This is a genomic window from Saccharothrix sp. BKS2, from assembly GCF_047689505.1.
GTDB classification, from domain to species: Bacteria; Actinomycetota; Actinomycetes; order Mycobacteriales; family Pseudonocardiaceae; genus Actinosynnema; species Actinosynnema lopnurensis.
Window position 1 is genome coordinate 182,799 of sequence record NZ_JAUQOL010000009.1, and the last position, 11,238, is coordinate 194,036.

The 11,238-nt window shown below is 75.5% G+C and carries 9 protein-coding genes and 1 riboswitch; of the genes, 4 read left to right on the top strand and 5 right to left on the bottom strand.

The window, feature by feature from the left end:
• Positions 1–235: 235 nt before the first annotated feature.
• A complete protein-coding gene (cobN, locus tag Q5530_RS20750; protein ID WP_415364362.1) occupies positions 236–3,778 on the bottom strand; it encodes a cobaltochelatase subunit CobN in 3,543 nt (1,180 codons plus the stop codon).
• A gap of 33 nt (positions 3,779–3,811) precedes the next feature.
• A riboswitch (cobalamin riboswitch) is annotated at positions 3,812–3,949 on the bottom strand.
• A gap of 7 nt (positions 3,950–3,956) precedes the next feature.
• On the opposite strand from cobN, the gene Q5530_RS20755 reads away from it, so the two are divergent.
• From Q5530_RS20755 to cobJ, 3 genes are read left to right on the top strand one after another with little or no spacing between them, the layout of a single operon-like run.
• On the top strand, positions 3,957–4,964 hold the full coding sequence (locus tag Q5530_RS20755; RefSeq protein ID WP_415364364.1) for a hypothetical protein: 1,008 nt from the start codon (positions 3,957–3,959) through the stop codon (positions 4,962–4,964).
• The gene (locus Q5530_RS20760; protein ID WP_415364365.1) at positions 4,961–5,587 is read left to right on the top strand and encodes a precorrin-8X methylmutase; all 627 of its coding nucleotides are present in this window, start codon (positions 4,961–4,963) and stop codon (positions 5,585–5,587) included. Before Q5530_RS20755 ends, Q5530_RS20760 begins: the two co-directional genes overlap by 4 nt.
• Positions 5,584–7,041 carry a precorrin-3B C(17)-methyltransferase gene (cobJ, locus tag Q5530_RS20765; protein ID WP_415364366.1) on the top strand — a complete coding sequence of 486 codons (1,458 nt, stop codon included), beginning with the start codon at positions 5,584–5,586 and terminating at the stop codon, positions 7,039–7,041. The genes Q5530_RS20760 and cobJ overlap by 4 nt, the downstream gene beginning before the upstream one ends.
• On the opposite strand, the gene Q5530_RS20770 is transcribed toward cobJ, so the two are convergent.
• Positions 7,016–7,723, bottom strand: coding sequence for a cobalt-precorrin-6A reductase (locus Q5530_RS20770; protein ID WP_415364368.1), 708 nt, complete (start codon positions 7,721–7,723; stop codon positions 7,016–7,018). The two genes, cobJ and Q5530_RS20770, sit on opposite strands and share 26 nt — an antisense overlap.
• A gap of 20 nt (positions 7,724–7,743) precedes the next feature.
• On the opposite strand from Q5530_RS20770, the gene Q5530_RS20775 reads away from it, so the two are divergent.
• A complete protein-coding gene (locus Q5530_RS20775) occupies positions 7,744–8,829 on the top strand; it encodes a cobalt-precorrin-5B (C(1))-methyltransferase (protein WP_415364369.1) in 1,086 nt (361 codons plus the stop codon).
• Here the strand turns inward: Q5530_RS20775 and cobM are convergent.
• Genes cobM through Q5530_RS20790 form a run of 3 tightly spaced genes read right to left on the bottom strand, consistent with a single transcriptional unit; the run spans position 8,802 to position 11,157 of the window.
• The gene (cobM, locus tag Q5530_RS20780) at positions 8,802–9,545 is read right to left on the bottom strand and encodes a precorrin-4 C(11)-methyltransferase (RefSeq protein WP_415364371.1); all 744 of its coding nucleotides are present in this window, start codon (positions 9,543–9,545) and stop codon (positions 8,802–8,804) included. The two genes, Q5530_RS20775 and cobM, sit on opposite strands and share 28 nt — an antisense overlap.
• Positions 9,542–10,768, bottom strand: a complete 1,227-nt coding sequence (cbiE, locus tag Q5530_RS20785) for a precorrin-6y C5,15-methyltransferase (decarboxylating) subunit CbiE (RefSeq protein ID WP_415364373.1) — start codon at positions 10,766–10,768, stop codon at positions 9,542–9,544. The genes cobM and cbiE overlap by 4 nt, the downstream gene beginning before the upstream one ends.
• Complete coding sequence (locus Q5530_RS20790) at positions 10,765–11,157, bottom strand: TIGR03618 family F420-dependent PPOX class oxidoreductase (protein WP_415364374.1); 393 nt, start codon at positions 11,155–11,157, stop codon at positions 10,765–10,767. Before Q5530_RS20790 ends, cbiE begins: the two co-directional genes overlap by 4 nt.
• Positions 11,158–11,238 lie beyond the last annotated feature (81 nt).

Here is an 11,238-nt window from a genome sequence, read left to right on the forward strand (position 1 = left end):
TCACGAGACAAAGAAAGAGCAGCTCGCCGCATGGCAGGCCGCCAGGAGGGGGAAGAGCTCGGGCTCGTCCTCTCCCGTATGACCTGCCAGAGGCAACCACACTTGTCCAGGGGTGTCGCGAAAAGCGTGCGACACCCCTGGACAAGCGCGGCAGGGCTGCGCCCAGGCCATACGGGAGAGGACGAGCGCGGCAGGCTTTGTTCGGTTGTCGGTCGGGGTGCGGTTTGCCTTTGGTTCAGCTTTCTTCCAGATCGCCTTCGGTCTGGAGGTAGATGGCTTGCAGCGCTTCCAGGGTGTTCGGGTCCGGGTGTTCCCACATGCCCCTGTTCGCGGCTTCCAGCAGGCGTTCGGCGATGCCGTGGAGGGCCCAGGGGTTGGATTCCGTCATGAACTTCTGGTTCTCGGGGTCCATGACGTAGGTGGCGGCCAGTTGTTCGTACATCCAGTCCGCGACCACGCCGGTGGTGGCGTCGTAGCCGAAGAGGTAGTCGACGGTCGCGGCCAGTTCGAAGGCGCCCTTGTAACCGTGCTTGCGCATCGCGGAGAGCCAGCGGGGGTTGACCACCCGGGCCCGGAAGATCCGGTTCGTCTCCTCGTGGAGGGTCCTGGTCCGGACGTTCTCCGGGCGGGTGTTGTCGCCGATGTAGGCGGCCGGGGTCCTCCCGGTCAGGGCGCGGACCGTGGCGATCATGCCGCCGTGGTACTGGAAGTAGTCGTCCGAGTCGGCGATGTCGTGTTCGCGGGTGTCGATGTTCTTCGCGGCCACGGCGATGCGCTTGTAGGCCGTTTCCATGTCCGTCCGGGCTTCCGCGCCGTCGAGGTCGCGGCCGTAGGCGTAGCCGCCCCAGACCGCGTAGACCTCGGCCAGGTCGGTGTCGTCGCGCCAGTTGCGGCTGTCGATGAGCGGGAGGAGGCCCGCGCCGTAGGCGCCCGGCTTGCTGCCGAAGATGCGCAGGGTGGCGCGGCGGCGGTCGTTGTGCTCGGCCAGGTCCGCCCGCGTGTGGGCGCGGACGTAGTTGTCGGCGGGGGCCTCGTCGAGGTCGGCGACCAGTTGGACCGCGTCGTCGAGCAGGGCGACGACGTGGGGGAACGCGTCGCGGAAGAAGCCGCTGATGCGGACCGTGACGTCGATCCTGGGGCGGCCGAGTTCGGCGAGCGGGATCGGTTCGAGGCCGGTCACGCGGCGGGACTGGTCGTCCCAGGTGGGGCGGACGCCCATCAGGGCCAGCACCTCGGCGATGTCGTCGCCGGCGGTGCGCATGGCGCTGGTGCCCCAGACGGAGAGGCCGACGGAGGGCGGCCACTCCCCCGTGTCCTCGCGGTAGCGGGCGAGCAGGGACTCGGCCATGGCCTGGCCCGTCTCCCAGGCCAGGCGGGACGGGACGGCCTTGGGGTCCACGGAGTAGAAGTTGCGGCCGGTGGGCAGGACGTTGACCAGGCCGCGCAGCGGGGAGCCGGACGGGCCGGCGGGGACGTAGCCGCCGTCCAGGGCGTGCAGGACGTTGGTCAGCTCGTCGGTGGTGCGGGCCAGGCGCGGGACGACCTCGTCGGCCGCGAACTCCAGGATCCTCGCCACGTCCGGGTCCTCGGTGAGGGTGCGGGCGGTGGCGCGGTCCCAGCCGGCGTCCTCCATGGCCTGGACCAGGGCGCGGGCCTGGGCCTCGACCCGGTCGGTGGAGGCGCGGTCGGTGCTGTCCAGGCCCAGGGCCTCGCGCAGGCCCGGCAGGGCGGCGGTCTGCCCGCCCCACATCTGCCGCGCCTGGAGGATCGCCAGGACGAGGTTGACCCGGGCCTCCCCGGTGGGCGCCTGGCCGAGGACGTGGAGGCCGTCGCGGATCTGGACGTCCTTGATCTCGCACAGCCAGCCGTCGACGTGGAGCAGGAGGTCGTCGAACTCGGCGTCGTGCGGGCGGTCCTCCAGGCCGAGGTCGTGGTCCAGCTTGGCGGCCTGGATGAGGGTCCAGATCTGGGCCCGGACGGCGGGGAGCTTGGCCGGGTCCATCGCGGCGATGGCGCCGTGCTCGTCGAGGAGCTGTTCGAGCCTGGCGATGTCGCCGTAGCTGTCGGCTCGGGTCATCGGGGGTACGAGGTGGTCGACCAGGGTGGCGTGGGCGCGGCGCTTGGCCTGGGTGCCCTCCCCCGGGTCGTTGACCAGGAACGGGTAGATGAGCGGGAGGTCGCCCAGGGCCGCGTCGGGGCCGCAGGACGCCGACATGCCGGCGGTCTTGCCGGGGAGCCACTCCAGGTTGCCGTGCTTGCCCACGTGGACCACGGCGTCGGCGCGGAACTCCTCCTCGAGCCAGCGGTAGGCGGCCAGGTAGTGGTGGCTCGGGGGCAGGTCCGGGTCGTGGTAGATGGCGATGGGGTTCTCGCCGAAGCCGCGCGGCGGCTGCACCATGACCACGACGTTGCCGGAGCGCAGGGCGGCCAGGACGATGTCGGAGCCGTCCACGAAGAGGGTGCCCGGGGCCTCGCCCCAGTGGCGCTCCATGCCCTCCCTGAGGTCCTCCGGGAGCGTGTCGTACCAGGACCGGTAGCGGGTCGCGGGCAGGCGCACGGGGTTGCCCCGCAGCTGCTCCTCGGTCAGCCAGTCGGGGTCCTGGCCGCCGGCCGCGATGAGGGCGTGGATCAGGGCGTCGCCGTCCTGGTTCGCCACGCCGGGCAGGTCGTCGCCGATGTCGTAGCCGCGGTCGCGCAGCTCGGCGAGCAGGCGGACCACGCTGGCCGGGGTGTCGAGGCCGACGGCGTTGCCGATGCGGGAGTGCTTGGTCGGGTAGGCCGAGAGCATGACCGCGACGCGGCGCCGGGCCGGCGGGACGTGGCGGAGCCGGCCGTGGCGCACGGCGAGGCCGGCCACCCGGGAGGCGCGCTCGGGGTCGGCCACGTAGACGGTGAGGCCGTCCTCGTCGACCTCCTTGAACGAGAACGGGACGGTGATGATCCGGCCGTCGAACTCGGGGATCGCGACCTGGGTGGCCGTGTCCAGCGGGGACAGGCCGTCGTCGTTCTCGTCCCAGGCCGCGCGGCTGGTGGTCAGGCAGAGGCCCTGGAGGATCGGGACGTCGAGGGCCGCCAGGGCGCCCACGTCCCACGCGTCGTCGTCGCCGCCCGCCGAGGCGGTGGCGGGTTTGGTGCCGCCGGCGGCCAGGACGGTGACCACGAGGGCGTCGGCCTTGCGCAGCTCGGCCAGCAGGCCCTCGTCGGCGGAGCGCAGGGAGGCGCAGAAGAGGGGCAGCGGGGTGCCGCCCTTGGCCTCGATCGCGTCGCACAGGGCGTGCACGAAGGCGGTGTTCCCGGCCACGTGGTGGGCCCGGTAGTACAGGACGGCGACGGTGGGGCCGGTGCCCCGCCGCTCGCGGTCGAGCAACCCCCAGGTGGGGGCCGGTTCCGGGGCGCTGAAGCCGTGGCCGGTGAGCAGGACCGTGTCGGAGAGGAAGTGGTGCAGCTGGGCCAGGTTGGCCGCGCCGCCGTGGGCCAGGTAGGCGTGGGCCTCGGCGCAGACGCCGGCGGGGACGGTCGACAGCTCCATCAGCTCGGCGTCGGGGTGCTGCTCACCGCCCAGCACGACGACGGGGCGCGGACCGGCCAGCAGCGCGTCCAGGCCCTCCTCCCACATGCGGCGGCCGCCCAGGATGCGCACGACGACCAGGTCCACGTCGCGCAGGAGGTCGGGCAGGTCGTCGGGGGCGGTGCGGGCCGGGTTGGCCAGGCGGTAGTCGGCACCGCTCGCGCGGGCGGACAGCAGGTCCGTGTCGGAGGTCGACAGCAGCAGGATCACGTGCGGGCTCCATCCCTCGGGGGTCCTCGCCCCAGGTCGTAGGGTTCGGCGGGCGGAGTTCCTGACTCCCGGGAACCACTCCCGGTCACAGTGGCGGGACCGCGCCGGGTTCGCACCGGCTTCCTCCTGTTGCTTCGCCGTTCGGAAGTCACCCTAGATGGTGGTTAGCATCCAGCCCATGTCCACCGATCGGGATCGCCCGGACGCCTGCCCCGGCGCCGTCGAGGTGCACCGCGCCGCCGACGGCGGGCTGGCGCGCGTGCGGGTGCCGGGCGGCACGCTGAGCGCCCGCCAGGTGGACGTGCTGCGGGGCGCGGCGGCGGAGCTGGGCGACGGCTTCCTGGAGCTGACCTCGCGGGCGAACGTGCAGCTCAGGGGCCTGGCCGACGGGGCCGAGCTGGAGCTCGCGGCCCGGTTGCGCGAGGCCGGGTTGCTGCCCTCGGCGACCCACGAGCGGGTGCGCAACATCGTCGCCGACCCGCTGGCGGACAACCAGGCGCTGGTCGACGAGGTCGACGCGGCGCTGTGCGCGGTCCCGGAGCTGGCGGACCTGCCCGGCCGGTTCCTGGTCACCGTCGGTCACGGGGTCAGCGGGCTGGCGGGTGACATCGGACTGGTCGGTGACGCGTTGTTCCTGGCCGGCGTCGATTCAGGCGTGCGGGTGGACGACCCGGTGGCGGCGGTGGTGACGGCCGCGCGGCTGTTCCGGGAACTGCGCGGCCCGGCCTGGCGGCTGTCCGAAGTGGACGGCGGTGTGGGGAAGATCACCGAGGCGCTGGGCGGCGCGGGCGAGGAGCGGTTGCCCGCCCTGGTGACGCCCGTGGCGCCGGGCCCGGTCGGGTCCGTGGTCGTCGCCGGGGTGCCGCTGGGGCGGTGGGACGCCCGGCTGCTGGCCGGGGTTCCCGTCCGGGTGACGCCGTGGCGGAGCGTGGTCGTGCCGGTGGGCACGGACGTGGGAGGGATGTTCACCTCGGCCGACTCGCCGTGGCACGGGGTGAGCGCGTGCGCCGGGCGGCCGGGGTGCGCGAAGTCGTTGAGCGACGTGCGGGCCGATGTCACCCGGTGGGTCGGCACGCCGCACGCGGGCCGCGCGCACTGGTCGGGCTGCGCCCGGCGGTGCGGGCGACCGGCCGGGGACGTGGTGGAGTTCGTCGCCACCGGCGACGGGTACGAGGAGATCAGGTGACCAGCTACGTCAGGGACGGCGCGGAGATCTACCGCCGGTCGTTCGCCACCATCCGGGCCGAGGCCGACCTCGGGCGGTTCCCCGCGGACGTGGCGCGGGTGGTGGTCCGGATGATCCACGCGTGCGGCATGGTCGACCTCGTCGACGACGTGGACTTCTCGCCGCACGTGGTGCGGGCGGCGCGGGAGGCGCTGCTGGGCGGCGCCCCGGTGCTGTGCGACGCGCGGATGGTGGCCTCGGGCGTGACCCGGCGGCGGCTGCCCGCCGACAACGAGGTGCTGTGCCTGCTGGACGACCCCGGGGTGCCCGAGCTGGCCGCGGGGATCGGCAACACGCGCAGCGCGGCCGCGCTGGAGCTGTGGGGCGACCGGCTGGCCGGCGCGGTGGTGGCGATCGGCAACGCCCCCACGGCCCTGTTCCACCTGCTGGACCTGATCGCCGCGGGCGCGCCGAAACCGGTGGCCGTGCTGGGCGTGCCGGTCGGCTTCATCGGCGCGGCCGAGTCGAAGGACGCCCTGGCGGACAACCGCCTGGGTCTGGAGTACCTGGTCGTGCGCGGGCGGCGGGGCGGCAGCGCCATCACCGCCGCGGCGGTCAACGCGATCGCGAGCGAGGAAGAATGACCGGCAAGCTCTACGGGGTCGGGGTGGGTCCGGGGGACCCGGAGCTGGTGACCGTCAAGGCGGCGCGGCTGATCTCCGAGGCGGACGTGGTGGTGTTCCACAGCGCGCGGCACGGCCGGAGCGTGGCGCGCCGGATCGCCGCGCCGTACCTGCGGCCGGGCCAGGTCGAGGAGCAGCTGGTCTACCCGGTGACGACCGAGGACTCGGACGACTACCAGGGCGAGATGGACGCCTTCTACGAGGAGTGCGCCCGGCGGCTGGCGGTCCACCTGGACGCCGGGCGCGTGGTGGTCGTGCTGGCGGCGGGCGACCCGTTCTTCTACGGCTCCTACATGCACCTGCACAAGCGGCTGGCGCACCGGTACGAGGCCGAGGTGGTGCCCGGGGTGACGTCGGTGAGCGCGGGCGCGGCGGTGCTCGGGCGGCCGCTGGTGGAGCGGGACGAGGTGCTGACCGTGCTGCCGGGCACGCTGCCCGCCGACGCGCTGGTGGAGCACCTGTCGGGTGGCGACCCGGTGGCGGTGGTGAAGCTGGGCCGGACCTTCCCGCAGGTGCGGGCGGCGCTGGAGCGGACCGGCCGGCTGGACGGGGCGTGGTACGTGGAGCGGGCCACCACCGGCGGGCAGCGCACCGCGCCGCTGTCCGAGGTGGACGCCGACAGCGTGCCCTACTTCTCGCTGGCGCTGCTGCCCAGCAAGGGGCAGCGGCGGCGGGAGGCCGTCGGCGAGGTCGTCGTGGTCGGGCTCGGCCCGGCCGGGCCGGAGTGGCTGACGCCGGAGGCGCGGCGGGCGCTGACCGAGGCCGACGACCTGGTGGGTTACGTGACGTACCTCAACCGGGTCAACGCCGGGCCGCGGCAGCGGGTGCACGCCTCGGACAACAGGGTGGAGTCCGAGCGGGCCGCGTTCGCCCTGGACCTGGCCAGGCGCGGGCGGCGGGTCGCGGTGGTCTCGTCCGGCGACCCGGGCGTGTTCGCGATGGCCAGCGCGGTGCTGGAGGTCGCGGACGAGGAGCAGTTCGCGGGCGTGCCGGTGCGCGTGCTGCCGGGGCTGACCGCGGCGCACGCGGTGGCCAGCCGGGTGGGCGCGCCGCTCGGGCACGACTACTGCGTGGTGTCGCTGTCGGACCGGCTCAAGCCGTGGGACGTGATCGAGGGGCGGCTGGAGGCGGCGGCGCGGGCGGACCTGGTGCTGGCCCTCTACAACCCGGCGTCGAAGACCCGGACCTGGCAGGTGGAGTCGACGCGGGAGGTGCTGCTGCGGCACCGGTCCCCGGACACGCCGGTGGTGATCGGGCGTGACGTGGGCGGCCCGGAGGAGGAGGTTCGGGTGGTGCGCCTGGCCGACCTCGACGCGTCCACCGTGGACATGCGGTGCCTGCTGCTGGTCGGCTCCTCGCAGACCCGGTGGACCGCGCGCGGCGCGGTGTTCACCCCGCGCCGCTACCCCCGGTGAGCCGGGCCACGGCCTCCGCGACCGTCTCGACCAGCGGCGCGTCGGGCGCGGGCGGGCGGCGCACCACGACGACCGGCAGGCCGAGGTGACGGGCCGCGGTCAGCTTGGCGGCCGTCATCGGGCCGCCGCTGTCCTTGGTGACCAGGACCTCGACGGCGTGCTCGCGCAGCAGCGCCAGCTCGCCCTCGACGGTGTAGGGGCCGCGGTCGAGGACCACGGTCAGGCCGGGGGCCGGGTCGTCGGGCGGGTCGACGGTGCGGGCCACGCCGGTGGTGAAGTGGGCCAGCTCCCGGCGGCCGGTGGTGATCAGGGCGCGCCGGCCCCGCACCGCCGCGGCCGCCGCGGCGACGTCGTCCACGTAGGTCCAGCCCTCCTGCGGCGGCCACGGCGGGCGGCGCAGGACGAGCAGCGGCGTGCCCGTCTCCGCGGTGGCGGCCACGGCGTTGGCGGTGATGCGCTGCGCGAACGGGTGGGTGGCGTCCACGACCGCGTCGACGCGCTCGGCGCGCAGGTAGGCGACCAGGCCCGGCACCCCGCCGAACCCGCCGACGCGCACCTCCCCGGGCGGCAGCCTCGGCGCGCTCACCCGGCCGGCGAGCGAGGAGATCACCCGGACGCCGGCGAGGGCGCCGGCGAGCTCGCGGGCCTCCCCGGTGCCACCCAGCACCAGCACGGTCCTCACGGCTGCTGCATCCTGTCGTCGTGAGCACGGACCTGCGCTTCGGCTGGACCACCGGCGCCTGCGCGACCGCCGCGACCACCGCCGCCTACACGGCGCTGCTCACCGGCGAGTTCCCGGACCCGGTGGGGATCGTGCTGCCCAGGGGGCAGACCCCGGCCTTCGCGCTGGCCCGGGAGGAGCTGGGCGAGGGGTTCGCCGCCGCCTTCGTGGTCAAGGACGCGGGCGACGACCCGGACGTCACGCACGGCGCGCTGGTCGGCTCGACGGTGCGGCGGGGCGAGCCGGGCACCGGGGTGGTGTTCCGCGCCGGGCCGGGCGTGGGCACGGTGACCAAGCCGGGCCTGCCCCTGGGGGTCGGCGAGCCCGCGATCAACCCCGTGCCGCGCCGGATGGTGCGCGAGCACGTCGAGCGGGTGGCTCGCGAGCACGGCGGCAGCGGCGACGTGGTGGTGGAGATCTCCGTGGCGCACGGCGAGGAGCTGGCGCGCCGCACCTGGAACCCCCGGCTGGGCATCCTGGGCGGGCTGTCGATCCTGGGCACCACCGGGATCGTGGTGCCGTACTCGTGCTCGGCGTGGATCGACAGCATCCGGCGCGGGGTGGACGTGGCGCGGGCCGCCGGCCGCACGCACGTCGCCGGCTGCACCGGCAGCACGTCGGAGCGGGTCGCGGCGGAGCTGCACGGGCTGCCCGAGGACGCGCTGCTGGACATGGGCGACTTCGCCGGGGCGGTGCTGAAGTACCTGCGGCGCCACCCCGTGCCGCGGCTGACCGTGGCGGGCGGCATCGGCAAGCTGTCCAAGCTCGCCGACGGGCACCTGGACCTGCACTCGGGCCGGTCGCAGGTCGACCTGGGCTTCCTGGCCTCGCTGGTGGGCGATGCCGAGGTGGCCGCGCGGGTGCGGGGGGCCAACACGGCGCTGGGCGCGCTGCGGGTGTGCCAGGAGGCCGGGGTGCCGCTGGGCGACCTGGTGGCGGCGCGGGCGAAGGCCGTCGCGGACGGGGTGCTGCGGGGCGCGCCGGTGGCCGTGGACGTGGTGGTGATCGACCGGGCGGGGACGGTCGTGGGGCGGGCGGGTCACGAGCGGCAGCGGTCGGCCGAGTAGAGGTGGCTGTCGGGGAACCCCTCGGCGGCCAGCACCCGGCCCACCACGATCACGGCGGTGCGCCTGATCCCGGCGGCCAGCACCTGGTCGGCGATGGTGTCCAGGGTGCCCCGCAGGACCTCCTCGTCGTCGCGGCTGGCCCGCGCCACCACGGCCACCGGGCAGTCCGGGCCGTAGTTCGGCAGCAGGTCGGCCACCACCTCGGTGATCCGCTGCACGGCCAGGTGCAGCACCAGCGTCGCGCCCGACCGGCCGAGCGAGCCGAGGTCCTCCCCCGGCGGCATGGGGGTGGCGCGCGCGGCGGTGCGGGTGAGCACGACGGTCTGCCCCACGCCGGGCACGGTCAGCTCCCGGTTGAGCGCCGCGGCGGCGGCCGCGAAGGCGGGCACGCCCGGGGTCACGTCGTAGGGGATGCCCAGGGCGTCGAGGCGCCGCATCTGCTCGGCCACCGCGCTGAACACCGACGGGTCGCCGGAGTGCAGGCGGGCCACGTCGTGGCCGGCGGCGTGCGCGGCGGCCAGCTCGGCGACGATCTCGTCCAGGGTGAGCGACGCGGTGTCCACCAGGCGCGCGTCCGGCGGGCAGTGCGCCAGCACCTCGGTGGGCACGAGCGCGCCCGCGTACAGGCACACGGGCGCCTCCGCGAGCAGGCGGGCGGCGCGCAGGGTCAGCAGGTCGGCCGCGCCGGGGCCCGCGCCGATGAAGTGGACGGTCACCGGTCTTCCTCCGTCATGGGGTCCTCCGCCACGGGGTCCTCCGCCATGAGGTCCTCCGTCATGGGGTCCTCCTTGGTCACGGCCCAGGTGGTCACGGGCAGGTGCGGTCGCCAGGCGGTGAAGCCGCCGACGGGCGCGGCGCGGCTGACCTCGACGCGGGTGAGCTCGCCGCCCAGGCGCGCCCGCCAGCGGGTCAGGACGGCCTCGGACTCCAGGGTGACGGCGTTGGCGACCAGGCGGCCGCCCGGCCGCAGCGCCGCCCAGCAGCGCTCGACCACGCCGGGCGCGGTCAGGCCGCCGCCGACGAACACGGCGTCCGGCGGCTCCAGCTCCCGGGGGTCCAGGACGGCGGGCGACTCCCCCACCACGACGCGCAGGCCGGGCACGCCCAGGGCGGTGGCGTTGCGGGTGACGCGGGCGGCGCGCCCCGGGTGCCGCTCGACCGCGACCGCGCGGCACGCCGGGTGGGTCCGGCACCACTCGACGGCGATGCTGCCCGCGCCCGCGCCCACGTCCCACAGCAGCTCGCCGGGGCGCGGGGCGAGCAGCGCCAGCGACACCGCGCGCACCTCGCGCTTGGTCAGCTGGCCGTCGTGCTCGTAGGTGTCGTCGGGGCGGCCCGGGGTGGTCGACGCGCCGTCGCGGCCGCACTCCAGTGCCAGCACGTGCAGGGGGTCGGCGGCGGCGAGGTCGTGGTGGACGCGCTCGCGCGGGCCGCCGAGCTGCTCCAGGACGGTGATCCGGGCGTCCGGGGCCAGGGCCGCGACCTCGGCGGGCGAGCCGCCGAGCACCAGGACGCGCCGGCCGGGGTGCAGGTGCGGCACGAGCAGCGCGGCGGGCTTGCCGACCAGGCTGACCACCGCCACCCCGTCCAGCGCCCAGCCCAGCCGCGCGCAGGCCAGCGAGGCCGACGACGGGTGCGGCACGGCGCGCACCCGCTCGGCGCCCACCAGCCGGACCAGGGTGGAGCCGATGCCGTGGAACATCGGGTCGCCGCTGGCCAGCACGACGATCCGGCGGTCCCCGTGGCGGCTCAGCAGCCCCGGCAGGGCGGGCAGCAGCGGCGAGGGCCACGGCACCCGCTCGGCGTCGCCGGGGACGAGGTCGAGCTGGCGGGCGCTGCCCATCAGGACCTGGCAGGAGGCGATCTCGCGGCGGGCGGCGGGCGCGAGCCCGTCCCAGCCGTCGGCGCCGATGCCGACGACGGTGACCGGGGCGCTCACACCGTGCCCAGCACGCGGGTCACGGCGATCTCGATGACCACCCGCTCGGGGTTGGGGCGGGGAGTGCGGTAGCGCCGCGCGTACCGCTGCTCGGCGTCCGCGACCGCCCCGGGCTCGCGGCGGACGGTGGCCCGGCCCTCCAGCGTGGACCAGCGCGCGCCGTCGACCTGGCACACCGCGACGGCCGCGCCCGCCTCGCCGGCGGCCAGGACGTGGCGGACCTTGGTCGAGCCGCCCGAGGTGATCACCCGCGCGGTGCCCGTGCCCACGTCCAGGGTGACGCCGACCGGCACGACGTGCGGCGTGCCGTCCCGCCGGACCGTGGTCAGCGTGCACAGGTGGCGCTCGGTCCAGAACGCGCGGAAGTCCTCGCCCTTGGTCGACAACATGGGTGCATCATGCGGCACGCCCCGGCTAAGGTGGAAAACGTGACACGTCGATTCAGCCGCCCCCGGCCGGGAGACCCGGTC

What these genes read in the sequence shown, in the direction of transcription:
- cobJ (WP_415364366.1), top strand. Translation starts at nt 5,584, where the DNA reads ATGACCGGCAAGCTCTACGGGGTCGGGGTGGGTCCGGGGGACCCGGAG.
- Q5530_RS20755 (WP_415364364.1), top strand. Translation starts at nt 3,957, where the DNA reads ATGTCCACCGATCGGGATCGCCCGGACGCCTGCCCCGGCGCCGTCGAG.
- Q5530_RS20790 (WP_415364374.1), bottom strand. Translation starts at nt 11,157, where the DNA reads ATGTTGTCGACCAAGGGCGAGGACTTCCGCGCGTTCTGGACCGAGCGC.